Annotated in this window: 28 protein-coding genes; 22 read left to right on the top strand and 6 right to left on the bottom strand. The window is 44.5% G+C overall.

Annotated features, from left to right (window positions below):
• The first annotated feature begins 26 nt into the window (after nt 1-26).
• From AR442_RS00200 to AR442_RS00245, 10 genes are all read left to right on the top strand, one after another.
• Nucleotides 27-740: a YjjG family noncanonical pyrimidine nucleotidase gene (locus AR442_RS00200; RefSeq protein ID WP_021495325.1), complete on the top strand. Its 714-nt coding sequence runs from the start codon at nt 27-29 to the stop codon at nt 738-740.
• Between the two features lie 10 nt (nt 741-750).
• Nucleotides 751-1,881, top strand: a complete 1,131-nt coding sequence (locus AR442_RS00205; protein ID WP_053285459.1) for a sensor histidine kinase — start codon at nt 751-753, stop codon at nt 1,879-1,881.
• A 4-nt stretch (nt 1,882-1,885) separates the two neighbouring features.
• The gene (locus AR442_RS00210; RefSeq protein ID WP_053285458.1) at nt 1,886-2,530 is read left to right on the top strand and encodes a response regulator; all 645 of its coding nucleotides are present in this window, start codon (nt 1,886-1,888) and stop codon (nt 2,528-2,530) included.
• A gap of 141 nt (nt 2,531-2,671) precedes the next feature.
• Nucleotides 2,672-3,607, top strand: coding sequence for an ABC transporter ATP-binding protein (locus tag AR442_RS00215; protein WP_053285457.1), 936 nt, complete (start codon nt 2,672-2,674; stop codon nt 3,605-3,607).
• 8 nt (nt 3,608-3,615) lie between these two features.
• Entirely contained in the window at nt 3,616-4,803 is a 1,188-nt protein-coding gene (locus tag AR442_RS00220; RefSeq protein WP_053285456.1) for an ABC transporter permease, read from the top strand.
• On the top strand, nt 4,800-5,942 hold the full coding sequence (locus AR442_RS00225) for an ABC transporter permease (protein WP_053285455.1): 1,143 nt from the start codon (nt 4,800-4,802) through the stop codon (nt 5,940-5,942). Before AR442_RS00220 ends, AR442_RS00225 begins: the two co-directional genes overlap by 4 nt.
• 13 nt (nt 5,943-5,955) lie before the next feature.
• Nucleotides 5,956-6,135 carry a hypothetical protein gene (locus tag AR442_RS00230; protein WP_021495320.1) on the top strand — a complete coding sequence of 60 codons (180 nt, stop codon included), beginning with the start codon at nt 5,956-5,958 and terminating at the stop codon, nt 6,133-6,135.
• A 103-nt stretch (nt 6,136-6,238) separates the two neighbouring features.
• Complete coding sequence (locus tag AR442_RS00235) at nt 6,239-6,715, top strand: DUF4879 domain-containing protein (RefSeq protein WP_007408988.1); 477 nt, start codon at nt 6,239-6,241, stop codon at nt 6,713-6,715.
• A gap of 80 nt (nt 6,716-6,795) precedes the next feature.
• On the top strand, nt 6,796-7,044 hold the full coding sequence (locus tag AR442_RS00240; RefSeq protein WP_025650163.1) for a sigma-G-dependent sporulation-specific acid-soluble spore protein CsgA: 249 nt from the start codon (nt 6,796-6,798) through the stop codon (nt 7,042-7,044).
• A gap of 109 nt (nt 7,045-7,153) precedes the next feature.
• Nucleotides 7,154-7,852: a YqeB family protein gene (locus tag AR442_RS00245; RefSeq protein ID WP_053285454.1), complete on the top strand. Its 699-nt coding sequence runs from the start codon at nt 7,154-7,156 to the stop codon at nt 7,850-7,852.
• Nucleotides 7,853-7,896: 44 nt separating this feature from the next.
• On the opposite strand, the gene AR442_RS00250 is transcribed toward AR442_RS00245, so the two are convergent.
• On the bottom strand, nt 7,897-8,157 hold the full coding sequence (locus tag AR442_RS00250; RefSeq protein ID WP_003156732.1) for a hypothetical protein: 261 nt from the start codon (nt 8,155-8,157) through the stop codon (nt 7,897-7,899).
• A gap of 185 nt (nt 8,158-8,342) precedes the next feature.
• Here AR442_RS00250 and AR442_RS00255 point away from each other — a divergent pair, with 185 nt between their 5' ends.
• The 4 genes from AR442_RS00255 (at nt 8,343) to AR442_RS00270 (ending at nt 12,677) form a co-directional block, all read left to right on the top strand.
• On the top strand, nt 8,343-9,962 hold the full coding sequence (locus tag AR442_RS00255; protein ID WP_014416799.1) for a glutamate/serine transporter AimA: 1,620 nt from the start codon (nt 8,343-8,345) through the stop codon (nt 9,960-9,962).
• A gap of 398 nt (nt 9,963-10,360) precedes the next feature.
• The gene (locus tag AR442_RS00260) at nt 10,361-11,098 is read left to right on the top strand and encodes a hypothetical protein (protein WP_014720664.1); all 738 of its coding nucleotides are present in this window, start codon (nt 10,361-10,363) and stop codon (nt 11,096-11,098) included.
• A 62-nt stretch (nt 11,099-11,160) separates the two neighbouring features.
• Nucleotides 11,161-12,363, top strand: coding sequence for a hypothetical protein (locus tag AR442_RS00265; RefSeq protein WP_014416801.1), 1,203 nt, complete (start codon nt 11,161-11,163; stop codon nt 12,361-12,363).
• Between the two features lie 65 nt (nt 12,364-12,428).
• Nucleotides 12,429-12,677, top strand: a complete 249-nt coding sequence (locus AR442_RS00270) for a DUF2651 family protein (RefSeq protein ID WP_014720665.1) — start codon at nt 12,429-12,431, stop codon at nt 12,675-12,677.
• A gap of 181 nt (nt 12,678-12,858) precedes the next feature.
• Here the strand turns inward: AR442_RS00270 and AR442_RS00275 are convergent, their stop codons facing one another.
• Nucleotides 12,859-13,746 carry a glycerophosphodiester phosphodiesterase gene (locus tag AR442_RS00275; protein WP_014416802.1) on the bottom strand — a complete coding sequence of 296 codons (888 nt, stop codon included), beginning with the start codon at nt 13,744-13,746 and terminating at the stop codon, nt 12,859-12,861.
• A gap of 95 nt (nt 13,747-13,841) precedes the next feature.
• Nucleotides 13,842-15,176, bottom strand: coding sequence for a glycerol-3-phosphate transporter (gene glpT, locus AR442_RS00280; RefSeq protein ID WP_014416803.1), 1,335 nt, complete (start codon nt 15,174-15,176; stop codon nt 13,842-13,844).
• Between the two features lie 334 nt (nt 15,177-15,510).
• On the opposite strand from glpT, the gene AR442_RS00285 reads away from it, so the two are divergent.
• The gene (locus AR442_RS00285; protein ID WP_007408994.1) at nt 15,511-15,753 is read left to right on the top strand and encodes a DUF2651 family protein; all 243 of its coding nucleotides are present in this window, start codon (nt 15,511-15,513) and stop codon (nt 15,751-15,753) included.
• A gap of 55 nt (nt 15,754-15,808) precedes the next feature.
• Here AR442_RS00285 and hpaB read toward each other — a convergent pair whose 3' ends face one another.
• From hpaB to AR442_RS00300, 3 genes are all read right to left on the bottom strand, one after another.
• Complete coding sequence (hpaB, locus tag AR442_RS00290; protein ID WP_032863970.1) at nt 15,809-17,254, bottom strand: 4-hydroxyphenylacetate 3-monooxygenase, oxygenase component; 1,446 nt, start codon at nt 17,252-17,254, stop codon at nt 15,809-15,811.
• A 149-nt stretch (nt 17,255-17,403) separates the two neighbouring features.
• A complete protein-coding gene (locus AR442_RS00295) occupies nt 17,404-18,291 on the bottom strand; it encodes a hypothetical protein (protein ID WP_053285453.1) in 888 nt (295 codons plus the stop codon).
• A 71-nt stretch (nt 18,292-18,362) separates the two neighbouring features.
• On the bottom strand, nt 18,363-20,570 hold the full coding sequence (locus AR442_RS00300; RefSeq protein ID WP_053285452.1) for a glycoside hydrolase domain-containing protein: 2,208 nt from the start codon (nt 20,568-20,570) through the stop codon (nt 18,363-18,365).
• Nucleotides 20,571-20,947: 377 nt separating this feature from the next.
• On the opposite strand from AR442_RS00300, the gene AR442_RS00305 reads away from it, so the two are divergent.
• The 7 genes from AR442_RS00305 to AR442_RS00335 all read left to right on the top strand — a co-directional run bounded on the left by AR442_RS00305 (nt 20,948) and on the right by AR442_RS00335 (nt 26,806).
• On the top strand, nt 20,948-21,391 hold the full coding sequence (locus AR442_RS00305; RefSeq protein ID WP_053285451.1) for a hypothetical protein: 444 nt from the start codon (nt 20,948-20,950) through the stop codon (nt 21,389-21,391).
• Between the two features lie 263 nt (nt 21,392-21,654).
• Nucleotides 21,655-22,125 carry a helix-turn-helix transcriptional regulator gene (locus AR442_RS00310; protein WP_015239077.1) on the top strand — a complete coding sequence of 157 codons (471 nt, stop codon included), beginning with the start codon at nt 21,655-21,657 and terminating at the stop codon, nt 22,123-22,125.
• A 72-nt stretch (nt 22,126-22,197) separates the two neighbouring features.
• On the top strand, nt 22,198-23,268 hold the full coding sequence (locus tag AR442_RS00315) for an iron-containing alcohol dehydrogenase family protein (protein WP_021495309.1): 1,071 nt from the start codon (nt 22,198-22,200) through the stop codon (nt 23,266-23,268).
• An 81-nt stretch (nt 23,269-23,349) separates the two neighbouring features.
• The gene (purT, locus tag AR442_RS00320; protein ID WP_053285450.1) at nt 23,350-24,504 is read left to right on the top strand and encodes a phosphoribosylglycinamide formyltransferase 2; all 1,155 of its coding nucleotides are present in this window, start codon (nt 23,350-23,352) and stop codon (nt 24,502-24,504) included.
• 481 nt (nt 24,505-24,985) lie between these two features.
• Entirely contained in the window at nt 24,986-25,519 is a 534-nt protein-coding gene (gene pssA, locus AR442_RS00325) for a CDP-diacylglycerol--serine O-phosphatidyltransferase (protein WP_007409002.1), read from the top strand.
• Nucleotides 25,510-25,998, top strand: coding sequence for a DedA family protein (locus tag AR442_RS00330; protein ID WP_021495307.1), 489 nt, complete (start codon nt 25,510-25,512; stop codon nt 25,996-25,998). The genes pssA and AR442_RS00330 overlap by 10 nt, the downstream gene beginning before the upstream one ends.
• Entirely contained in the window at nt 25,991-26,806 is an 816-nt protein-coding gene (locus tag AR442_RS00335; RefSeq protein WP_014416811.1) for a phosphatidylserine decarboxylase, read from the top strand. Before AR442_RS00330 ends, AR442_RS00335 begins: the two co-directional genes overlap by 8 nt.
• Nucleotides 26,807-26,835 lie beyond the last annotated feature (29 nt).

Below are 26,835 nucleotides of genomic sequence, written 5' to 3' on the forward strand. Positions count from 1 at the left end.
AAAAAGCAGAACCGGGGGAAACATCGATGAGTCATTACCGTACGTTATTATTTGATATAGACAATACGCTGCTGGATTTTACCGCTTCAGAAACCGATGCTCTTCAAAAATTGTTTCAAGGTTCAAAGCTGGAGCTGACGGCAGAGGTGGAAGCCCGTTATAAAGCGTTAAATCAGGGGCTGTGGAAAGCGTTTGAAGAGGGGGAAATGACCCGCGATGAAGTGGTGAATACACGGTTTGCCCTTTTGTTTAAAGAATACGGCCTCGAAGCCGACGGCGTGCTGTTGAATCAGGCGTACCGCCAATACTTAGAAGAAGGGCACCAGATGATAGACGGAGCTTATGAGCTGATTGAACGGCTGAGTCCTTTATTTGATTTATACATCGTGACGAACGGCGTCTCAAGATCACAATATAAGCGGCTGGGCGACTCCGGTCTGTATCCGTTCTTTAAAGATGTGTTTGTATCTGAGGACACGGGTTTTCAAAAGCCGATGAAGGAATACTTTGATTACGTGTTTGCGAGAATTCCCGGTTTTTCTGCCGAGGGCGGACTTATTATCGGCGATTCACTGAGCGCGGACATAAAAGGCGGTCAGATGGCGGGAATTGATACGTGCTGGTTTAATCCTGGAAAGAAAGCAAATGAGTCCGGAATCATCCCGACATACGAGATTCATTCGCTTGATGAGCTGTATGATGTGCTGAACGTGGAGCGGAAAGCCGCCGCTCATTTGTAAGGAGAATACGATGAAGATTGCACATACGAAGTTACTGATCAGGGGTTTTGCATTACTATCAATCTTTCATGCGATTCTTCAGCTTCCTCCCGGCCGGGGGGAGCTGAAGGTTTTTTTGTCTGTGCTCGTGATGATGCTGACGGCTAATGACTGCCTGCGGCCGCTGTATATGAAGAGAAGACCGGCTATATATCAAGGCTCTTTTCTCCTGAGCAGCGTTATCGCGGGAGTTCTTTTGTACAATGTCTATAGTGTGGGGACACAGGCCGTAATGGTGCTTTTATTGGCGGAGGTGCTTATTACTGATAAGCAGATTTCGGCTGTTTTGTTAACGATGAATGCCGCCGCATTTGCCGCAGCTTTATACGCCGGCGGAGCGGGTGTCAGTGATATCGTGCCGCCATACTTCATCATGTTTGCGGTGATTTATTTATATAGGAAAAACCTGCAGGAGAAGTCGAAGGTTGAATTGCTGAACCGAGAGCTGAAGATCGCTAATGATACACTGAAGGAATATTCAGACCGGATTGAGGAACTGGCCGTTACGAAAGAAAGAACAAGAATTGCGCAGGAGCTGCATGATTCTCTCGGTCATTATCTGGCTGCTCTGAAAATGAATTTGGAATTTGCCGGGAAGACAGCCGGGCATCAGCCGGACAAAGTGAAGCAGATCATTCATAAGGCGCATGATCTTACGAAAGAATCCATTTTAAAGCTTCGCCAGGCCGTTATGCTGCTGCAGGGCTCTTTGCCGGGGCGGGGATTTGAGCAAGAGCTTCGTGACATTTTCAGCCATTTTCAAGAGGCGGGAGGCATACGCTTCGAGCTGGAGATGGATGCGGCCATAGAAGCGGAACAGCCGGATGTGAAGCATTGTCTTTATCAATCCGTTCAGGAAACGATTACGAATGCGATAAAGCATGGACATGCTTCATATGTTTCTGTCCGGATTCAAAAAAACCGAAACATGATATTGGCGCATATTCATAATAACGGCTCAGCCTGCGGAACGATCATAAAATCAAATGGTCTGAAAGGAATTGAGAAAAGAGCAGCCGCACTTGGCGGAGAGGCTGTTTTCTCGTCTGGGAAGGAAACGGGTTTTGACGTGAAAATAAGGTTTCCGTGCAAGGAGGATTAATCAAGTGAATGTCATGATTGCAGACGACCAGTCCATTGTGAGAGAGGGGCTGAAAATGATTCTGAGTCTTCACGAAGGAATTCAAATATCGGGAGAGGCTTCTTGCGGCGAAGAGGTTCTCCGGCTGCTTTCTCAAACCGAAACTGATGTGATTTTGATGGATATCAGAATGCCCGGTATGGACGGAATCGAAACGACAAAAGCGGTAAAAGCGCGATATCCGTCCGTAAAAGTCATCATTCTGACAACGTTTGAAGATGATCACTATATTTTTGCCGGGCTGAAAAGCGGAGCCGACGGCTATCTCTTGAAGGATGCTGATTCAGATGAAATTATCGCCTCCCTTCAAGCCGTTTATGAAGGGAAGATGATGCTGAATCCCAAAATCACGGTTTCCGTCGTAAAAGCGCTGAACAATATGGAGATCCCTGCGGTGCAGGAAGAGCCGCAGTCAAAGCTGACGGAGATTCTCACGCCGAGAGAGCTTGATGTGGCGAAACACATTATGGAAGGCAAAAGCAATAAACGCATTGCCGCAGACTTATTTCTGACTGAAGGCACTGTGAAAAACTATGTATCCAGAATCCTCGATAAACTTGAAGTGTCAAACAGAACCGAGCTTACTTTATATTTGCAAAAATTGGTATAACCCCGCTTCACCCTCCTCTCTTCCTTTTTATCACTAAACATATGACGAAAGTAATATCCATATCGAGTACGAAAGTGAATAGAAAACAAGGATTGCCGAGAGTAGAATAAGTGCAGACATGACACAAGGAGTGCTGCACGAATGCTCGAATTAACGGATTTGACAAAGAAGTACGGCGATTTTACCGCTGTCAATCATATATCACTGCGCGTCGAAAAAGGAGAGATATTCGGTCTGCTGGGACCAAACGGCGCCGGTAAATCAACAACGGTGTCGATGATCAGCACTGTGCTCCCGCCGACGGGCGGAACAATCTGCATTGACGGAACTTCATTACACGAACAGCCTGCGGCCATAAAAAAAGTGATGGGAGTCGTCCCGCAGGAAATCGCTTTATATCAAGCGTTAAGCGCAAAGGATAATTTGGCTTTTTTCGGGAGTCTGTACGGACTGTCCGGTAAGGAACTTTGTAAACGGGTTGATGAAGTGCTGGACATCATCCAATTAAAGGAACAGCGAAACCAAAGGGTATCTGAATTTTCAGGCGGCATGAAAAGACGGGTGAATATCGGTGCCGCGCTAATGAATGAACCGAAACTATTCATTTTAGATGAACCGACCGTCGGAATTGATCCGCAATCCAGACATCATATTCTTGAAACCGTGAAGACGTTAAATCAAGAAAAAGGGATGACCGTCATCTACACGAGTCATTACATGGAAGAGGTCGAATACCTCTGTGAAAAAGCGGCGATCATGGATCACGGCTCAATCATTGCCTGCGGGACGAAAGACGAATTGAAGCAGTCAGCCAAAGCCTCTGATACCTTGATCGTGAATGCAGAGGGGCTGAATGATGATGCCGTTAAAAAAATCCGCCGCATTCCCGGTGTTGCCGAGGCTGCTGTCAGCCAGCAGACCATTACGATGCTCGTCTCTGCGGCAGATCGCAATATCCTTGATATTGCGGATGATATCAGGAAAACCGGTATCACCATTAAGGGCATTCATTTCGAGGAAGCCAATCTGGAAAGTATTTTCCTCCGGTTCACCGGCAAAACGCTGCGGGATTCATAGGGGGCGTCATGAAAATATTATTCAGGCTGATCTTATTAGATTTTCGGTTATTGGCCGGAGCAAAGTCTTTCTATATAAAACTGATTCTGTTTCCGGCGCTGATGATTTTTATTTTAGGAACGGTTTTTCACGGTGATTCGAAAGTGAAGCCATTTCAGACCGCGTTTTATAATGCGGATCACGCGGAGAGTTCTTTAGGCGACGTATTAAAAAATGACGTGCTGAAACAAACTGATCTCATCCGGGTAAAAGACATAGGCAGTTACCAAGAAGGGAAACAGCTTGTCGAAAGCGGCAAAGTCTCCGTTTTTGTATACGTGCCGAAAGGCTTTGCAAAAGCGGCAGAACATAATGAGAAAACAAGTATCAAAGTCATCTCGGACCAACAAGGCTCTGTAAACGGAGACATTGTGGAAATGATGGCTGATTCGTTTGTCACCAGAGTAAAAGCGGAGATCAGTGAAGAAAAAGCGGTGCTGAAGAAGTCGGGACATCTGTCAAAGGGAGATGCCAGCAAAATCATCAGCGGCCTTTCGGGTGAACGTGAACAGGCTGTCACCATTCCGAAACAGTCGGCCGGCAATCACGCGGCTCCGATTGATGCGATGCAGTATTATTCAATCGCAATGGTCGTCATGTTCTCCATTATGACCGCGTTTGCGCTCATTCACGGGATAGTGGAAGAGAGACAGCAGCACACGTTATTCAGAATCAAATCAATGCCTGTTTTACGTATCCAGTATGTGGCGGGTAAGCTTTTGGGAATCATGCTTGCCATCCTTATGCAAATGGCTGCCGTCATCATCGCAAGCAGCATCTTGTATCAGGTAAAATGGGGCAATTTGTTTGAAATATTGCTGGTTACGATTGTTTATTCATTTGCGATCGGCAGTATCGTGCTTCTTTGGGGGGTTGCTGCAAAAAACCACGAGACCGTCTCAAGCATGGCGGCTCCCATTTTATACGGATTCAGTTTTTTAGGCGGAAGCTTTATCGCAAAAGACAGCTTGCCTGACAGTTTGAAAATCGTGCAGGAGCTGATACCGAACGGCAAAGCGATCAACAGCTATGTCAGTGTCACGCAGCATGCCGGTCTGAGCGGTATTTCGACGGATTTGGCAGAGCTTGCCGCCATCGGCGCCGTGTTTTTATGTTTGACCATCTGGGTGTTTAAACGGAAGGAGGCTGTTTCATGACGCAGCTGTTATTCATGATCAGACATCAGCTGAAACTGATGCTGCAAAATCGGGCTGCCATCTTTGCGACGATTTCCGCCCCGCTCCTTCTCACATATTTCTTTTCCTTTTCTGCGGAAGGCAGTCAGCAGAAGGAAGTATATGTAGCTGATGAGGATCAGAGCGCCTATTCAGCGCAATTTATGAAAATGATTCAGACAGCCGGCCATATAAAAATCACGAAGGTCACGGAGGACGTATTAAAAACAAAGGTTAATCATCAGGATATTTCCTTCGGATTGCTGATCGGCTCTCATTTTGAAGAAAAATTATTTTCCGGAGATGAATTGAACGTTTCATTTATTCAGAATGAAGAAAAGGGTGATGCTGTTTTGACAGAGCAGCTGATTGCGCAGCAGGCGGGCGCGCTGAAAAAAATAGTCCGCGATGCAAAAGTGATATCCCGCACGCTGCACACCGACGGGAAGCAGGCGGCAGCTGATCTCTTGAAGGATATTCAGGGTCATTCCACCGTCTATGTTGACCGCCATCACGTTTATGAAGGCGGACAGGCAGCCGACAGACTTATCGGATTTTTAGTGATGTTTATCTGGTTCGTTGCAGTCCAAAGCCTGCGATCATTTATAGATGAACAAGAAAATCATACATATGACAGATTGCTGAGCACGCCCGTTTCCTATACGGCATATGCAATCTCTAAGTTTGCGGCGGCGTATCTTTTCGGACTTCTCCATATTATCGTGATCCTCGCTGCCGGAACATTCATGCTGCATATCCGTTTTGCTGATCATGTTTTTGCTGCGGGAGCGGTGCTTGCGGCCTGCTCGTTTGCGCTGACTGCTGTAACGATGGCTGTGATACCGTTCATGAAGAGCCAGAAGCAATTCACGTCGCTTGCTTCCGTTTTTATAGCTGTCACGGGTTTATTGGGAGGGGCTTTCTTCACTTTAGACGCGGCTCCGGAGTACATGCGGATGCTGTCGTTGTTTACTCCTGAAAAATGGGCGATCGGCTCATTTCAAAACAATGGCGGAGGCAGCATGCAGATCGTGCCGCTGAGCCTGTTTCTTGCTGCCGGTGCAGCGTCATTAGTCTTATCACTTTATATGATAAACCGTCATATGAAAAAAAACGGTTAGAAGGGTGGCTGCTTTGTATATGGCAGAAATGATCGGAATCATAGAATTGCTCGCGGGAGCCGCAATGAACGTATGGATCGGGAGGCTCGGAAAAAACTTCTTCGGTAAAGATGACAGAAGTTCGAGAGTCGTGTTAAGAATCTGCGGCATCTTTCTCATGATCAACGGCGTTTCAAGAGCGTTTCATATCTAGTTCACAAAGTGTTCCGGACTCTTTTATAAAATGTAATCTTTTTCCTTGTAAATCGTGTAAAATAGTATAGGATTCTACGAAAAGAATAAGAGGGGGAAGAAACATGAAAAAGAGACTCGTTATGCTATTTGCGGCGGCCGCCGCTGTTTTGTTGCTTGTGAGCGGGTTGTGGGCTCCATCAGCGTCTGCGGCGCCGGCTCCTGCTTTAACACAAATCCGTATTATCGGTGTGACGTCTGACGGTCAGAGTTACCAATGGGAAAATATCGGGCCGAACCAAATCAGCGCATCAAAACCGATGAAGGGTACAACGGGTTATTTAGCCGTATATTTCCAAGGGTATCCGAACAATAACACGATCCAGGCGTTTAACAACGGAACGAATATTACAAATCTTACGTCAAAAGCGCTGGAAGATGAATATACGAAAAACGGCAATATCGTTACAGGCTATATTAAATATTACAGTGTTCCTCTTTCTTATGTCAGTTCAGGAACGTTCTCTTTCTCCGCAACGGGGCTGAACGGGCCGTACACACCGTTAAGCAGCGGATTTTTCTCCATTCAGGTACAGAGTTAAAACAGCCGCCCGGTGCTTTCATGTATAGTTTTTCTCTCTTTCCGGGAAGCTATTCCTAAAGAAAAGGGAGGGCTTACATGATGGACAGGACACTCGGATATTTGCGCGAGTCGCTTTCGAACCACTTGGAGCATGATGTGTGCCGAAGGATTTATAAAAAGCTTCAGGTGAAGCATTATGAAAATGAGGGCGAGTTTGTGAAAGATCTAAATGATTTGGAAATGGATGCGCTGAATCAGGTGCTTGAAAAGGAAATCAAATATGCTGAGAACGAGCAGGATGAGAAGCGCACGATGGAATTGAATGAAGTATATGAGCTCCTGTTTTAAAAAGCCTCCCGGCGGTCGGGAGGCTTTTTATTGTTTCGGAAACAGTTTACAGAATCATCCAACTCTTTGTATAATGGATAGTTGTGAAAAAAACAGACGGAGGAGAAACATGAACGAAATAAAAAAACAGACGGTTCTTGAGTTATCATCGGTTGAAAAAGCTTTAGTTTTTCTGGTGCCGCCATTATTGGGGCTGGTCATCGGATGGTTTCTGCCGGTCATTGCGAAATGGGCCGTAACATTGGATTGGCTGCCTGTTATCGGGCCGCTGGAAATGATCGCTTCTTTTCACGGATGGAAGGCTGCGGCTGTCATCGCCGTTATCGGCTTAATCGGGGGAATGTGGCTGACGCGGACTGTTTTTAAAGAATGTCTTACGGCGGTCGTGACGGACAGCGAGGTGTCCTTAACCATATATAATGAAGAAAGCGTGTTTTCGAAAGACAGCATTTCCGGTGTGTTTACGGATGAGAAGCATCTTGTCTTATTAGGCACTGAAGGACAGGAGCTTTTTCGGGAGAAGCTTGAGCCGGCGGTTGAAAAAGCGGCTGATGCGTTTCGCGCGCATGGATATGTCTGGCTGGGGACGGAAGATCCTTTTAAAGAAGAATACAAACGGTGGGTGCCGGACACGCCGGATTTGGAGCCGGGGGCAAATGCTCTTTTAAAAGCGAGAGAAAAGGCGCTGAAAGAGGAGGAAAAGGCTGATGCGAAAGAGCTGAAAGCGGAAATATCCAAACTGGGCATTACTGTGCGGGAGAAAGGATCGCGCCAATATTGGCGGACCTATAAAACGCCGTCTGCATAAAAAAGCTGCCGCCGTTTGATACGGCCGGGCAGCCCGGGAACAGATTATTTCTTCTTGTCATCATAATATTGAACCGGGTACATGGAGCCTTCGGATACCATTTTGTTATCTTCAATATCTTCGGGATGCGGGTTGCCTGCTTTGTTGACGGGGAATGATTCAATATCCTGCTTCCCGGAGAGCGATGTTTTCATATTGCGGATAAAGTTCATCACCTTTTGGCGGTTTGATTTATCTTTGAGCAGGTAGGAAGTCACTCCGACAGTCGACACGGCAAGTCCTGAAATGAGCAGTTTTTGTTTCACGATAAAAACTCCTTTCTATTTCTGGCTTGCAGTAGTTATTCCCGCTTAACGGCTGTTTAAACATCTGAAGGGTAATTTTGGCTTTCCGCTTTAATGCGATAAAGATTGACAAATCTATTTTCAGAATAATATTATAAATATATGATAGCGCTGGAGTCATATTTTAATTGAAAGGTGTTAACTTTATGAATCAATTACATCGCAGAATGGGAACGTTTGCACTCATGATGGTCGGACTTGGGTCGATGATTGGCTCCGGCTGGTTATTCGGGGCGTGGCGGGCGGCTCAGATTGCGGGACCTGCCGCAATTATTTCCTGGATTATCGGTATGATCGTTATTTTGTTTATCGCACTTTCTTACAGTGAATTGGGTTCAATGTTCCCGGAAGCCGGGGGAATGGTAAAATATACTCAATATTCTCACGGATCATTTATTGGATTTATCGCAGGATGGGCAAACTGGATTGCGATTGTTTCCGTTATTCCGGTGGAAGCGGTTGCGTCTGTTCAATATATGAGCTCATGGCCGTGGGAATGGGCAAAATGGACAAGCAATCTCGTTCACAACGGCACTCTTACGGGAGAGGGGCTCGGCTTCGCATCCGTATTACTGATTATTTACTTTTTACTGAATTTTTGGACAGTTAACTTATTTTCAAAAGCGAATTCATTGATTACCATATTTAAAATCATTATTCCGGGGCTGACAATCGGAGCGCTGCTGTTTACCGGTTTTCACGGCGGAAACTTCACATCCGGTTCAAGCATTGCGCCGAACGGCTGGGCAAGCGTGCTGACGGCGGTGGCCACATCAGGTATCGTATTTGCGTTTAACGGGTTTCAAAGCCCGATTAACATGGCCGGCGAAGCAAAAAATCCCGGCAAATCGATTCCGATTGCGGTTGTCGGTTCGCTGCTGGTCGCAACCGTCATTTACGTCCTATTGCAAATCGCATTTATCGGGGCGGTTGAACCTTCCATGATCGTTCACGGCTGGAGTCACCTGAACTTCAACTCTCCATTTGCCGATTTGGCGATCGCATTGAATATCAACTGGCTTGTCATTATTCTTTATGCGGACGCGTTCGTATCTCCGTCAGGAACGGGTATCACTTATACCGCTACGACGTCCCGCATGATTTACGGCATGGAAAAAAATAAATATATGCCGAGCATTTTCGGAAAGCTTCATCCGCTGTACGGCGTGCCGCGCCAAGCGATGATTTTCAATCTGATCGTATCGTTTATCTTTTTGTTTTTATTCAGAGGATGGGGCGTGCTTGCTGAAATCATTTCCGTTGCGACGCTGATTTCTTATATCACGGGTCCCGTGACGGTGATGACGCTGCGGCGGACGGCGGCGGATTTGTACCGGCCTCTCCGTCTGAAAGGCCTGAGCGTGGTTGCACCGCTCGGCTTCGTGTTCGCGTCTCTCGTGCTGTATTGGGCGCGCTGGCCGTTAACAGGGCAGGTGCTGTTTATCATTTTGATCGGCCTTCCGATTTATTTCTACTACCAAGCGAAAGCGAAGTGGAAAGGATTCCGCAGAAACTTTAAAGGCGGCGTCTGGATGGTTGTCTATCTGCTCAGCATGATGGTCATTTCATGGCTCGGAAGTGAAAAATTCGGCGGTCTGAACATCATTCCGTACGGCTGGGATATGGGGCTGATCGCAATCGTTGCCCTTGCCTTCTATGCGTGGGCGCTGAAGAGCGGATTCAAGACTGAGTATTTGAAAGACGCCAAAGCAATCAACGATCAATTAAAAGGCGGACAGGCGGAAGCCGCTGCCGGAAAAGAGTAGTGATTGATAAAAACCTTGCGGTAACGTCCCCGCAAGGTTTTTTGATCGGACGAAAAAACATGGGTTCGATACAGACGTGACGATGAATGAGCAAGCCTAACGACAGAACAACCAAGGCCAGTATTCTTTTTTTCTCATGATTTCTCCGCCTTATCAATAACTGTCTTCCATATTAAACAATGAATGTAAAAGATATGTTGGGCAACTATTAATCTTTTATGTGTTTCTTTCTTCTCCGTAACTTCATCCGTTTTCCTGTACTTCAAGTCAAAGTTTTAGAGACAAAACAAATAATTAACCATAGAGAAAATACAGTACGTAAGTCGTGTTTGAAATAATTGTATAATAAATTAAAATATAGAAAAATAAACAAATAGTTGGAGGTAATAAGTGTGGAAATGCGGAAATTTTTTGCAACATTATGCATCGTTACTCCCTTAGTATTTGGAGGTTTTACGAGTGTTAAGGCTGTGGACTCGTATAATTCAGAAACAGTAAACTACATATTGAAAATGAATCCGAATCTGTCGAAAAAAGAATTGATTGACTCCGTTAATAATCTAGTTAAACAAGATAATAAAACATCTAATGAGATTTTAGAGGAAATTAAAACTGAATTAAAAAAGCAAGAAAAGCTAGATAAAGAAGAAGATAAAAGCAATAGAATGAGCACAATGGGCAAGAATAGCGGATCAAAAATTATAGGATCCAGCTCCAAAGGTAATGTTTACTATACACCTGCATCTACTTTTGGGCTTCCGCATGGACATGTCGGTATGTACTATAAGGGAAATCAAATTGTCGAATCGGTTCCTAAAAAAGGTGTTCGTGCAATAGCTTCCTCGAAACGTAAGGTCGAAAAAAACGCTGTAATTCAAAATGTAAAAGTTTCTAGTTCTAAAAAAAATAATTCAGTAAATTGGGGTTACAGCAGGGTTGGGAAGGATAGTTATTCATACAATTTTGCAACAAATAGAAAATCGAGCCATTATGGTGATAAAAACTGTTCAAAACTATTATGGTCAGCTTTTAAGCTAAAGGCTGGTATAGATATGGATAAAGATAAAGGTATGGGCGTCTATCCAAGAGACATCAGAGATTCCGGTTATACAAAAACTATTAAAACAATTAGATGAATTATTTTCACTCCCTAAGTTTATTTAGGGAGTCATTATTATTTTAAGGAGTGAGATTATATTTGAACAAAATTAAGTGGCTTATTATAATTGCGGTCATAGTATTAATAGGTATATTTATATGTATTGGAACTTTTAAATATACTAATTCAGTTTCTAATGTTAAACAAACTGAAACAGAAAAGGAAAAGTATTTCTTGAAGGATAAAATTGCAGCTATATATTATTCAGCTACAATAGATTACCCTAAAGATGGGAGTTATACTGTATATATTGATGAAAAAGGAAAAGCAACAGCTGTAAAAGGAGATGCTATTGAAGTTGGAACCATTGCACAAGATGAAAAAAACATAGTTAGACAGGACAAAAAAGAAGTTTATATGATAGGCGATAACTTCAAAAAATTCCCGATGCAACATCAAGTACATACAAGTTATGGGCAGTCATCGGGTCATTTAATAAAAGGGAATATCTTTTATTTTTTGAATAATCAAGAAGTCGGTAAAAACCATTATAATAGCTTAATCAGATGGGGTAACAGCAATGGATTTCATGAAAAAATTATTCCGGGTTTCTATACAAGTACCGGTAATGACGGTGAATATATTTACGTGATAAATGAAGATTCTTCAATCAAAACACCGACTTTCCAGGATGTTAAAATAGATAAAGACAAAGTTACAGTAGGGAAAGGAACAACAATTCCTATATTGAATGAAGAAAATTGGAGTGTTTATTCACAGATAATAGTTAAAAAAAGCTCAGCCTTCTTTATACTATATAACCAAACGGATAAATCAAACAAAGTACAATTCAAAGTAGCAGAAATAGATTTAAAGCATAATAAGTTTAAAGGGGCATATCCTTTAGGCAGTTATAATATCCCTGATGAAATTTCTCAACTGGCAATTCCTCTTTCCACTAATAACTTTTTTGTAAAAAATGACACTTTATATCATTTGGCAGCTAATTCAATACTTTATACTTTTGATCTGAAAAGTATGAAGCCGAAGAAAAAACTCCCATTACATAGATCAACAAAATTTGAAAACCAAGCAAAATTCACTTATTTTGATGAGTCTGAAATTTTCTTGTTAGAAATAAGCAAGGGTGGGAAATATGTGATTAATTCTTACTCTTATAAAAACGGAAAAAAATTAAAATCTACTCCTATCAGAGGACTTGAAAAAATTATTAACAATACCCATGTTTCTGAATATGACTTTTTTATGATTAAGAAAAACAAAGAAGTATGGGGTAATTAATATAATGGCTAGACAGCTGAGTGAGTATACTTAAGGGGAAATTAAATTCACAAAGGAGAATAATAATGGATGAGCTAGATCTTGCTTTTGGTATTTTACCACTTTCTATTATCGTCTTATCGATCATATTCACTTATATTTTCAAAAAAGTGTATATAATGCCGCTTGTCAGTATAGTTGTTTCTGTCATACTAATGTTTACTGTTTTTAATCTATCTTTCTGGGGATGGGTTGTTGTCTATGGTTTAGTATCACTTGTATTATCGTCTATTACAAATAGTATAAGAAAGAAAATAGATAATAGAAATAAATAATTATATCCTTTTGTTTGTAAGGTATCATAGGTAATTCACAATTACAGTGATACCTTTAATTAATATAAAGGTGAATGTAAGCTTGAATAATATGCTCCGCCCGCTACATAACCCATGCTGGCGTTTGCATTATCGGGCGAAAAAACATGGGTTCGGCATCATCTCCGAACCCATGCTGGCTTTATGATTTGTATTCTTTTTTAACCTTTTGGAATATATCCGCATAGTTGGTAAACACACCGGTTACGCCCCAATTCAGCAGACGGCGCATGTCCGCCTCGCTGTTCACGGTATAAGGGTGAAGCAGAAGGCCGTGGCTGCGAATGTTTCGGACATTTTGAGCGTTCAGCGCTTTGTAATCCGGTCCGATTCCGACGGCATATGTTTTAATGTCCGTTAAATCTGTGTCAGTCATTGACGTCATCTGTTCCGCTTCAAGCAATTGGACGGCGGGAAGTTTCGGATCGAGCTGTTTGATTTTCAGAAGGCTGTCCCTGCTGAAAGACTGAATGATAACTTGTCCAAGTTTCGCATGCTTACCTGCCAATTTGTATTTTTTCAGTGAAGCGATCAGTTTTTCTTCCATACCCGGATATGTTTCGGGCGCCTTTGTTTCAATATAATAGTTTGCATGTCTGCCGAACCGTTTTAACACGTCATCAAGTGTGGGAACGCGAAGTCCGGCGTATTGCGGTTTTGCTTTTTCCGGATAGGCCTTATTGAACCAAGAGCCGGCGTCGAGCTTTTGAATCTCGGCTAATGTATGATCCTTCACCCAGCCTTGTCCGTTTGTGGTGCGGTCCAATTTTTCATCATGCATGACGATCAGCTTGCCGTCTTTTGTCATTTGTAAATCCAGCTCAATATAGTCAGCCTTCATTTTTTGCGCAGTTTCATAAGAAAGGATCGTGTGCTCCGGGACATACCCCGAAGCACCGCGATGGGCAATGGTCAAAATTCTGTCAGGAGACAAGAGGTTTCCTTTTCCCGCCGCCGATACAGGCGTGACGATGAATGACAATAAACCGAATGAAAGCAATACCAAAGCAAACAATTTATGTTTCCGCATGTTTTCTTCCCCCTTAAAAATCAATATCTGTCTCTAGTGTAGAAAATCGTTGTAAATGCTGTACTGCAAAAATATTAATCTTTTATGTTGTTTTCTTACACATGCACCGCCCGCTTGCCCGTATTCCACGTCATAGCCAAGAAGACGATGGACAGCACGCATGAGGAGATAAGCATGATAAAGCCGCCGTTCCAGTCAAAGCGGTCTACGACATAACCCATGATGGCGTTGGCGAAAGCAGAGCCTCCGATGTAGCCGAAAAACCCGGTTAAGCCGGCTGCCGTTCCCGCCGCTTTTTTAGGCGCAAGGTCAATGGCCTGAAGCCCGATCAGCATGACAGGTCCATAGATTAAGAAGCCGATGCTGATCAGCGCGATATTATCGATGAGCGGATGACCGGCAGGGTTAAGCCAGTAGACCAATACAGCGATAAATACGCCGGCCATGAACAGTACGCCTGCCGGCGCGCGGCGGCTTTTGAAAAACCGGTCGCTGATCCAGCCGCACAAAATCGTTCCCGGAATTCCCGCATATTCATAAAGGAAATAAGACCATCTGGAATCTTCAGGAGAGAATCCTTTCGCTTCCGTCAAATAAGTCGGCGCCCAGTCAACGACACCGTACCGAACGAAATAAACAAAGACATTGGCAAATGCGATATACCACAGAAATTTATTATTCAGCACGTATTTGAAAAGAATTTCTTTGGTCGTCATCTCTTTTTCCTGGTCTTTGAACGCATGTTTCGGATAGTCATTCCGGTATTCTTCAATCGGCGGAAGCCCGCAGGATTGCGGCGTGTCCCGAACGAGAAGAACAATCACAAATGAAATGACGATGGCGATAATCGCCGGAAAGAAAAACACGCTTTTCCAAGTAACAAACATGGCGATGCCGAGAGTCACGAGCGGGGCGAGAATACCTCCGCCTATGTTATGGGCGACATTCCATATCGACATTTTCGTGCCGCGTTCACTGATGGAAAACCAATGAGCCATCGTTCGTCCGCAAGGCGGCCAGCCCATTCCTTGAAACCATCCGTTAATAAACATAAAAATGAACATAATCGTCACGCTTGACGTGACCCATGGCATGGAAACAAATAAAATGTTTACGACACCTGACAAAAACAGACCTGTCGCAAGGAAATACCTCGGGTTGCAGCGGTCAGACACCATCCCCATAATAAATTTACTGAAGCCGTAAGCGATTGATACGGCCGCAAGCACCAAGCCGAGTTCCCCTTTTGAAAACCCTTGTTCCTGAAAATAAGGAATAGCGAAGGCAAAGTTTTTGCGAAGCAAATAATACCCGGCATACCCGATGAAAATCCCCAAAAATACTTGCAGCCTGAGCCGTTTATAGGCCGCATCCGTCTTTGAATCATCCAATCTCTCAATATGCGGAGCCGGCTTGAACAATTGAAACATCATATCCTCCCCTTTGCTGAACGTCTATCATGATGTATGTATGACTCCTTTCCTTGAAAATGACAAAAAGAACCAGAAATCACCCTTGTGAAAGGGCGGGGTTTCCTGGTTCTCCTCATCTCCATCCAAAAATCATTAACTTGTGTATGATAACGCTTTCTTAAATTATCACAGTCTGACGTGAATGTAAACGCTTTAAGGAAAGTTTTCATTTTTTTGAATAAATAACCGGAGGGAATATCAGCCGGAGCGCGAAAGATTTGAAGTACTCGATTTTGTACTCAGGCATAAGATGTGTTAGGCCGAACTAAGAAAAGCGAAGGGAGTGCATCTGTTGATTGATGAATTGGATTTTGCGTTCGGTGTTCTGCCGCTTTGTATCATCATCTTGTCAGTCGCCGGAACGTATTTGTTTAAAAACGCGTTCATTATGCCGGCTGCCGCTTTAGCCGTTTGCCTTATATGCACATTTACCGTATTGAATTTCTCGTTTATCGGGTGGGCCGTTGTGTACACGCTTGTCTCTTTCGCGTTATCGCATATTACGATGGTGGTGATCAGCCAAAATAAAAAATAGGATCGGCGGCAGCCGATCCAGCTATCAAAAGCAGAGATGCGCTCTCTGCTTTGTTTTATTTATGAATGTGCAGGAATTCCTTGATGACCGCGGTCTGTTCTTCTTTCGGATAGCTTCTGTACAGATGGCTGGTTAAGCGGACGGGGTCACCGAAGAAGTACCGCTCATATTGTGTCTGTCTTGTTCCGAAGGGGCTCATGGTCAAATCCCATGCGAGGCGGAACACTTTTACCCGGTCTTCAGCGTTCAATTCGGCCGCCTGCAAATATTGGTCAAGGTCTCCTCTGATGTCAGAACGGAACGCTTTTTCAGTCGGCAAAGTCACCATTCCGCTTGCCCCGATCAGCTGAATGATTTCCGTGAAGCGCGGGTAGATGTCGGGAAAAACCGCGCTGACCACACGAAGCGGAGTGACACTCGGGCGCATATAACCCCATTCATCTGTTTCCGCATCATTCTCCGACTTTTCCAGAAGGGCTTTCATCGTTTCCAGACCGGTGATGATTTCAGCCATCTTAGCCTGAATATGCTGATATTCGCCCACATCTATCGCTTCGACAAGCGTTTGGGCGAGGCCCAGGAGAAACTCCGTCTTTACAATTTGTCTCGTGATAACTTGATGAAATGCGAAGGCGTTAAAAGAACTTTTCATATTAAAATCAAAAGCCGCCTCGTAATTATTATAAAAAAATACGCGTTCCCAAGGGACCAAAACGTGATCAAATACAACGATAGAATCCATTTCTTCATATCTTGAGCTGAGCGGATAATCAAACGATGATTTTCCGAGTACGAAAGATTCCCTGCAGATGAATTTTACTCCCTTTGTATTGGAAGGGATTGAAAAAGCGAACGCTTCATCCGATTCAAAATACATTTTAGGCAGAGAAACCACGAGCACTTCATCCGTCAGGCCGCCTTGTGTGGCTAAAATCCGGGCGCCGTGTATGATGAGGCCTTTTTCATTTTTATCGACGACTTTTGCCGAGATAGGTGTCGGCGATACGTTTACACCCATTTGTGAACGATTCACCTGAGGGGTGATAAACGTGTGCGTAAAAGAAAGATCCTGTGCAGCAGCGCGTTCGTACAGCGCTTGAACATGTTCCGGAAAACAATGATCGCGGTCTTTCAAAAGCGCGGCGGAGGAGGCGAAGCTCATCAGCACGGTATTCATATAATCCGGGCTTCGTCCCATCATTCCGTGCGTGTGTCTGGCCCAATGTTCGAACATGTTTCTTCTTCTTTTTACGTCTTCTTTCGTTTTCGGCTGCAGGTATGAAAGCCCGGCCCGTTCTTTTTTACCGGGAAGACTGTAAGTCATTTGATCTTTCATGTCCGGTTTCGTTTGCAAATCATAAAGAGAGCGCTTCGTTTCCAGAAGGCCCTTAAATGCGGGATGTTCAGAAATCTGTCCCTCGATCTTTTCACCATCGAGCCAAATCTCATTTCCAAGCTGATTTAATCGGTCAATGAACATTTTGCCATTAATGATACCCATCATGTCGCCCTTCTTTCTTTGCAGATCCACTACCTCATTATATTGAAAACGAAATTGGGTGTTCCGGTTATTTCCAAAGAGGAAGAGCCTTTTTTGATAAGAGGGGTGAAGGAATTGCATAATAAAAAACCCCTTAAGCAGAGGGGTTTTTAACTGATCATGTCTTTGTATCGTTGTTCGAGGACAAAGTCTATCATTCCGGTGATACGGGTGTTTTCAGCGTTCTTTGTAAAGTGAGGAATGGAGTGCAAAGGCCCTTTTTGGTATAGTTTCAGCAGTTTTATTAGATATATTAAGCCTCTGGCGAATAAAACAAGCAGGAGATACGGAAGCAGGCGGGGAACATGAACATAGCTGACTTGACCTGAGAAAAGTGCAGTCAGAAACATAGCAATAACGCTTCCGGTAAAAATCCATTTCATAAAATCAAATAATGAGGAGTCAGGTTTGGAAAACTGATTTTTCAGCTTGAATAACTTCTCAGTATCTTGTTCTTCAAGACATTTCATCAGTTCTTCATCATTTTTACAAGAGCTAATCTGCTTCATGCTTTCTTCGAGTGTATCATCACTTTGTTTACCGCCCGCTAAAGAAGCCAGTGTACGATATTTCTTTTCCAGATTTGTATTTATCATATTTATAACCCGGAAGGAGTAAGTGTTTCTTCTTAAGCGGCTGTCAGGTAACCGGTCTTTCTTTTCGCGCGAAAAAAACATATAAAACGCGACAATACATCCGATTGTAAACAGTGAAAACACTGCCGGCAACAGATCAGATAAAATGGGAACAGGTATGAGTGTTTTGACTTGAATAAACAAGAATGAAGTGAAGATCAACGCCATCACTATACAGCAAAAAGCAATCTTCATGAGCATTTGAAAAGGAAGAGCCGGAGCAGAGTAATAGTACTTTAAAAGACTGAGCGTATGTACATCCTGTTCAGCTAAAAAGTCCATCATTTCTTGTTCATTCTTACATTTTAACAATCTTTGTGCAGTTTGCTTTGCTGTGTTAAATGCGGATTGATTTTCATTCAATGAGTGAAACCTCCAAAAAAATAATAGGAATAAAACTGCATGAATGAGATATTCATGCAGTTTTTCTTTGATTAGTAGAGATCAGTCATATAAGCGTAAAGGGCTAGTAAAACTGCGGCGAATTCAGTTACCGCTTCTACTGTTTTATTCTCGGTCGGTTTTTCAACAGTAAGGATCTTAGAGGAGAAATAGAAAGCAGACACCCCTGCAACAATAACGAGGCCTGAAGGGAGAAGATCCCAGTCCTTCGCTAATTCACTTTCTGCAGCTGAAACCGGTACACCTTTATACGTTTTAATTCTAAACGTAAACATGGTCGTAAGTCCAGTTGTGGACCCATCGGCAACTGGAATGTCAGGTGTATAGATTTTAATTGAAACATCTAATGATTGAGCAGATGGGGTCACTGCCATTTCCAGATAACCGTTTCTTACAGATAGGCTCAGATTGTCTAATAAATTTTGATAAGAACGGATGTCTGAAGCCGTAAGTATTGTTTGTGTATCTCCCAGTAAACCAGTAACATAAGCGCCGGGCTTTCCATTCGTTATTGTCATTGTATTAGCAGACCCCTCACTTGGGATCGTATACAGAATTGAAGTAGACAATAAGATATCTAAAGTTGGAGAGGCTAAAATGGTTTCGGTTGTACCGAATTCGAACATCATATTGGCAAGACCGGATGCATTCTCTAAATCTGGAATTGTTGACAGGATATTGGTTAATGTGTTTAATCTTGCATCATACACAGGATCAGAAGGCGGATGGACGCTGCTTGCACCCGAGTCTTTTCCGGAGTATCCGTCTTTGTCAATGGCGACTTTTCCCGCTCCGCTTCCGATCGTTCCTTCATAAAATTGATCAAAAGCCCAGTTTTTCGGCATCGGGTACCCGAGGTTGCCGCTGAAACCGGTCGACATGTTAGCCGTAAAGCTATATTTGGTCAGACCTGCTTCTGACGTCCGGATACAAATGTTTCTCGGTCCGTATACCCCGATTTCATATTTCGGCGCAGTTGAGAAAGCCTGCATTTTCATAAAAGCTGACTTGATTTCTTGAAAGTAAGGGATGATTTTATCTGTGACTTCATAATCATACGCATCGAAATCGACGGCAAAGTAAATGGTCGTTCCTGACGGAAAGCCTAATCTTCGGGCGGCTGATGCAGCGCTGTACGCATCTCTCGTTCCTTGGTCTTTTACAAAATAAGAAGATTCATAGCCGCCGTCCTGATAAATCGGAAACACGCTTAAGCCGGCATTGAAAATCGTGGAAAGTTCTTTTGACGTTAACGCTTTCGATGTCAGTCCGCTGCTTGTCCGCACATTCCCGGTCAGATATCTTCCCACGATCTTATAGCCATTCTCACGCAAAGTTTTAGCCGTATCTGCCGTCAAAATGGCAGCGGTGTCACAAGCTGAAGCAGCACGGGTTGTGTCGCCTGAGCTTGATAATAAAGCTTTAATCGTCGGCATGTCCGCATAACCAGTCTGCGGCAGGCACATAAACTTTTGGAAAGCTTTCACTGCCGATACAACTCCGACGCCGTATTTCCCGTCGAATTCACCGGGATCAAACGCTTCCCCATTACAGTAAAGCGCGTATTGAACAATCAAAACAAAGCCTGTCCGTGAATCGCCGGGAGTCAAGGTAGGGCATAAGCTGGTCGTTCCGTTTCCGAAAAATCCATTGGCGACGCTTGTGCTCATGCCTTCTTCTTTTTGCAGAGCATAAATGAGAGCCTTGTTTGTACCGCGGGCATATAAGCCGTCACAAGGCATCAAGCCGATGTAGTCATTGTAATCCCGGTTCAGGTTCTGCTGGATTTGGCGGATTCTTTTGTCGCCTCCCTCTACTAACCGAAAAGCGCTCATATCCAGCAAGGCTTTCATAATGAGTGCCGTGACGATGCCGTCTTGCTTAGTGAGCCCGGCCGCTTTTTGAAACTCTTTTACAGCGCTTTCGGTATTTTCATAGAAAACGCCTGAAAATCCGCCGGGGTTAAAACCTTTACACCACAGCGCCCCTTGCAGAATGTAATTCATGTTTGTCGGCTTAGAATCGGGAGCCTGCTTTTTCAACGGTTTAAACAATCTTTGTGTCGTCGGTCCGAAGTTATCGGCAGGTTCTGAAATACCAAGCTCAATTTGAAGCGCCCGTGTCAGACCGTAAATGGTATCCCAGCCCGTTTTTCCGTTTTCCGGCACTTTGTTGTACCCGTGTCTGCCTTTGTACGTCTCATTCAGCCATTGTTGTGTTTCCAGGACCATTTCGTCCATTGTAATCCCTCCATTGCGTGTAGTGTGCGTTCATTCATAGGTGGCAAACGTATGACAGCTTGTCATGGGTTTATGAGTTTGTTCAAGCAGTGACAGCCCCATCATACAGCCGCAGCACAAACGCCGAAAGAGGCATTGATAGGAAAAGACCTCGCTATGACAATTGATACAAAAACAACAAAATGAATAGCGTCTTAAAGTAACTTTATCACTTAATCAAAAATAACAAGAATCATAAGTAGTAGTCATATAGTCATTTCAAGGGCTGTTCACATCTCTTCCTGCGGTCAAAATGGTTAGTTGGACGGATTTATGATTGGCTATATTGTCATTAACATAAATAGGGTAAATAGTTACAGGAAGGAAGGATTTTCTCGATGAAAAGCAAAAAGATTTTTAAGTCGCTCATCATTATTTTTACTCTTTTAATCAGCGGAATTGGTTTTATGGCTTTTTCTTCTCCGCAAAAAGCAGAGGCTAAAGACTGGCTTCATACTTATAAAAGCGGGTATTTCACTAACTATGTGATCAATACATATCACCCTAAATTCACTAAGACGACAAAAAAGTACAGCTTGAGAGCCGTGACTTTTAAATCCAACAGTAAAGGGAAGGGCACGTATAAAATATCCGTCCAAAAGCAAGTCAACGGCAAAGGTGCCTGGAAAACAATCAAAACCGCCAATGCAAAGAAAAATGGAACGACTTATTTTGAAACACCTTCGTTAAAAAAAGGAGATTCATACAGATTTAAATTGGTCAATCAGGGTTCGAAAAAACGTGTCAATTATAGTGCAAGATGGATTGTATTCGCTTCATAATGCCGATTTTCCGGTCTATAAAGTTTTAGCTGCTGCAGCTGCGGCAGCTTTTTATTTTCTCCGGAGCTCAACCGCCAGGGAGCCCGCACCTGTCTCTTCGGGCGTACGTTTGTATTCACCGCATCATTCTGGATTATGCGGAAAGGTACATCGCTTCAATGATAAGCCAATCCCGGGTTCTTTTGATTCGTTTGAAAATGTTCTGATATAAAAAAGGCGTGCCGCGGTGTAAAATGGCTATATTGATAAATATGGAGGTTGAGATGGATCAAGATTATATGACTGAGCTTGTCTCAGTCCAGCTGAAGAAAATCCGGTCGGAGAGAGGCTACACACAGGAGAAAATGGCGGATGTGATCGGCCTTTCTAAAAAGTCGCTGGTGCAGATTGAGAAAGGGCGGGCGCTTGCGGAATGGCCGCACGTTGTGGCGGTTTGCGCGCTTTTCAGATCAAGTGAAACACTGCAATCCGTATTAGGAGATGATCCGCTGGAGGTCATTGAAACGGTTGCTCACCGCACAATTGACAGGCCGAAGGGGAAGACGATGGGCGGCAAGGTGTGGTGGAAAGCCATCGAGAAAAAAGGCGAGTTCCGCTTGCAGCAGCATTTGATTTCCCACCATTACCGCATCCTTGATTCCTATGATGATCTGTGGTTCAGCAGTTTTGAAAAGGCAGCGGCTTTGGAGCGGCTTGATGAGCTGTTCTTGGAGGCGGAAGAAGCGAAGCGCTGACGCACCTCCGGTTGATGTATTTTCTGACAAGTGGGAAAATATATATAAATTCCAGCCAAAGGAGAGATTCGAATGAAGCCTGAAGATATCGTCCGAAGCGGCCCGAATCAGTACATATGCAAGGAAGGAATCGCAAAAGAGCTTCCGGGGCTGCTGGAGACATTCAGAAAACCCGTTATTGTGACCGGAATCAAATCCTATCAGGCGTTCTCCGATTACGGCGGCGGTTCTTCCTGGGATGTGATTCAGCATAAAGGATACTGTTCACCTGAGGCGGTGCGTAAGGTCTGTGAGCAGGCGGAAGATGCGGATGTGATCATCGGTATCGGAGGCGGCACGATTTTGGATTTGGCAAAAGCGGCGGCAGACCGGCTTGATATAGAGGCTGTGATGGTTCCTTCCATTGCGGGGACGTGTGCGGCAAGTACGCCGTTAAGTGTCATGTATGATGAGAGCGGCAATTTTATCAGAGTGGATTATCATAAGCGTTCAAGCTATTTGACGCTTGTTGATCCGCTGTTTTTACTTTCCTCTCCCATTGAATATATGAAAAGCGGGATCGGTGATACGCTGGCGAAATGGTATGAGGCTGAGGCGGTCATCAGAAATACGGAGGAGGCGGCGCCGCTGATGGCGCAGGCGGGGCTGAGACAGGCGGAATATATCCGTAATCTGTTATTGCGTTACAGTGAAGCGGCCGTCGGAAGCATGGAGAAAGGCGAGCTGTCCGTGCCGTTCATCCATACGGCGGAAACGATCATTATGCTTGCGGGAACGGTCGGCGGGTATGGCGGCCGTTTGTGCAGGATGGCAGGGGCGCATGCGGTCCACAACGGACTCAGTTTTCTCCAGGAGACACATCAGGTGCTGCATGGCCAGAAGGTTGCTTACGGCATATTGGTGCAGCTCGCGCTCGAGAATCGGAGACCTGAGATTGAAGAGCTGCTTCCGTTTTACCGCCGGCTCGGTTTCCCTGTCAGCCTCTGTGATCTCGGCATCCTTGACAACCATGAGGAAGCCAAGCGCCGTATTGCTTCTCACGCCTGCCGGGCGGAAGAATCGTTATGTTTAATGGGGCAATATCGCGAGAAGGACGTGTCAGCTGCGATTGAATCGCTCGAATCAGCGCAAAAGACAGGATAGAGCTTGTCATCTATCTTGTCTTTATTTTTTGAATATTTCCGTTATAATGAGTGGGGTATAGAAAGGGAGGGGCCAAAGGACATGTATCAGGCGAAGAAGATGTTGTTATTAGGATCAGGCGAGCTGGGGAAAGAAGTCGTCATTGAAGCGCAGCGGCTCGGGGTTGTCACTGTAGCCGTTGACAGCTATGAGCATGCTCCCGCCATGCAGGCCGCGCACAAAAGCTATGTGATTGATATGCTTGATAAAGCGCAGGTCAGAGAAGTCATTGAGAAAGAAAAACCGGACTTGATCGTGCCGGAAGTGGAAGCCATTGCGACGGATGAGCTGCTGCAGCTTGAGGAAGAAGGTTTTCACGTCATTCCGAATGCGCGTGCGGCAAAGCTGACGATGGACCGTGAAGGCATCAGACGGCTTGCGGCAGAGACGCTTCATCTTCCGACTGCCGGCTATGAATTCGCGAATACATATGAAGAATTTAAAGAAGCGGCGGAAACAATCGGCTTTCCGTGCGTGGTAAAGCCGCTGATGAGCTCTTCCGGAAAAGGGCAAAGCGTGTGCCGCTCGGCTTCCGGGCTGAAAAGCTGCTGGGACATGGCGATGGAAGGCGGCCGGGTGAAAAACGGCCGGGTCATCGTTGAGGAATTCATTCCGTTTGAATCAGAAATCACTCTTCTGACAGTGCGCGCGGCGAACGGTACGTCCTTTTGCGCGCCGATCGGACATGAACAAAAAGACGGTGACTATATTGAATCATGGCAGCCTCATCATATGACGGAACAGCAGATTGAAGAGGCGAAACACATTGCGAAAAGCATTACGGACGAGCTCGGCGGATACGGTTTGTTCGGGGTGGAGCTTTTCCTTACTGAAGATAAAGTATATTTCAGCGAGGTGTCTCCCCGTCCGCATGATACGGGACTCGTTACGCTTGTGACGCAAAATTTGTCGGAGTTTGCGCTGCATGTCCGCGCGGTATTGGGATTCCCGATTCCGGAAATCACTCAGCTGTCGCCGGGGGCAAGCCGTCCGCTGAAGGCGCCAAAAGAGCTTGCTGATTATGCGGTTGAAGGTTTGGAGAAGGCTTTGGCGGTAAAAAGCACTCAGGTCCGCGTATTCGGTAAACCCGTCACGAAAGTTGGACGCCGTATGGCGGTTGCGCTTTCTGCAGCCGGGACCGTTGAAGAGGCCAGAGAAAGAGCGGCCGAAGCACTCAGTCATTTATCAATTACATAAAATGATCTTAAAAGGCGTTTTTACCGTAATGGTAAGGCGCCTTTTTTGTTTGGACAGACTATATACTGGAAAACGGGGTTGTGAGATAATGTATGGGCCGCTTTGTATCAGTCAGACTTTTCAACTCTTGAAACTTTTTATGTCCGCAATCGTTATATGTAATGTTCTCATTTCACTGAGAAGGAAATAACAATACATCATACGGCTTTTCATTCATCAAGAACGGACAATCCGGATCGCGGCATGGAATATTTAAGCAGGGTAATCCGGAATAGAGGAAACCATGATTGCTTACCTTAATATGAACGGCGAAAAAACAAAAAACACCAGATTAGATTGTTCAAATAACACCAAATGCTGTATAATAAAAGAATTTGAATGATAGCATTGAAAGAGTTTCATTTTATGTTTCCGTAAAATGGAGTCTTTATGCATACGCAGTCCGATTTGATATGGTTTTAATTGGAGGTTTGTGTAAACTGTGAATTATATACCTAGTATGATTACAATTGGAAATTTTATTTGCGGGCTCTTATCGATTCATTCCCTTTTGTATCATAATATACACTCTGCGGTGATCTTTATTTTCACCGGGATGTTTCTTGATTTCTTTGACGGTTTGGCCGCCCGTAAGCTGAACGCGGTATCGGAGATGGGAAGAGAGCTTGACTCCTTTGCTGATCTCGTGACGTTCGGCGTAGCGCCGTCCATGCTCGCTTACAGTGTTTCACTATATACGATTCCGTTCATCGGAATTTTAATCGCGCTTTCCTACAGCATCTGCGGGATGATCCGTCTTTCCAGATTTAATATTGAACAAAGCAAGCTGCCGACGTTTATCGGGATGCCTATTCCGTTTGCGGGTATGTGTCTTGTCATTTTGAGCTTTATCAATAACGCTTTTCTTCTGGGGGCGGGAACGATCGCGCTCGGTTATTTAATGGTCAGCAACATTAAATTTCCGCACTTTAAAAAACAGGCGCCTGAAAACCTGGAGAGCAGAAGATGGAATTAGTTCAGCAATTAATATCCGATTACGGATATATCGCAATTTTTCTTATGCTGACACTCGGAATTATCGGATTGCCTATTCCGGATGAAGTCATGATGACGCTTGTGGGCTACTTCGCTCATTTAAACGTGCTGAATTACGGGCTCTCCATTCTGGTCAGCTTTATCGGAGCGCTCCTTGGGATGATTATCAGCTACTTCATCGGCAGAAAAGCCGGCCGGCCGTTTATTAATAAGTTCGGGAAATGGGTCGGCCTGAAGGAAAAGAGGATGGAGAAAGTAGACAGGTGGATGAAGAAGTACGGGCCGTACACCATTATTTTAGGTTATTTCATCCCCGGCATCAGACACGTGACCTGCTACTTTTCCGGAATCGGCAGAATGGAATTCAAAACCTACTTATGCTTCGCCGCCATCGGAGCGTTTTTATGGTGTTTTATTTTTATTACTATAGGAAAATTCATAGGAGTAATCAATGTTTAATACTGCCGCTAAAGTTCTTTACCGTTCATTGATTGAACTGACTAATAATCGATTGACGTCTTATCTCATTAAAAACTTCTGTGAATCGAAACTGAGCAAGCCGGTGATTCCGCTGTTTTCCAGACACTATCGCATCAATTGGAATGAAACGGAACGCACGGCTTCTGACTTTGATTCACTGGCGTCATTTTTCATTCGTGATATTAATTTGAATCTCCGCCCCGTGGCAAAAGAGAAGAACGCCATCGTCAGCCCGGTGGACGGCGTCGTTCAGACGGTGGGCATGATTAATCCCAATCAAACTTTCATGGTAAAAGGGAAGGATTACTCGTTCGCCGAACTGACGGGGTTTAAAAGCGCCGATCACAAGTATAACGGCGGGTGTTTTGCCGTGCTTTACCTTAGCCCGAGACATTACCACCGCTTCCATTCTCCCGTCAGCTGCACGTATCAGAAGCTGGCCGAGCTGGGGAAACGCTCCTATCCCGTTAATACGATGGGGTTAAAGTACGGGAAAGATGTGCTCTCAAAAAATTACCGTTATGTGTACGAGCTGACCCGTGCTGATCAGCAGATGCTCATGATTCCGGTAGGTGCGATGAATATTAACTCGATCGTTCAGACAAACACCGGAAACAGGCTTGAGACGGGGGAAGAGCTGGGCTATTTTTCATTTGGATCGACCGTTATTTTAGTATTCGAGAAAGATATGTTTACCCCTTCGGATAACCTGACTGAAGGCCGTGAATTACAGGTCGGCCAGATCATCGGTTATGCGGAGTCACAGGAGGAGGCGTCCGCTTTATAAAAGCTGCTCCTCTTTTTTATATGGTGTAA

Source organism: Bacillus velezensis (assembly GCF_001461825.1).
GTDB classification, from domain to species: domain Bacteria; phylum Bacillota; class Bacilli; order Bacillales; family Bacillaceae; genus Bacillus; species Bacillus velezensis.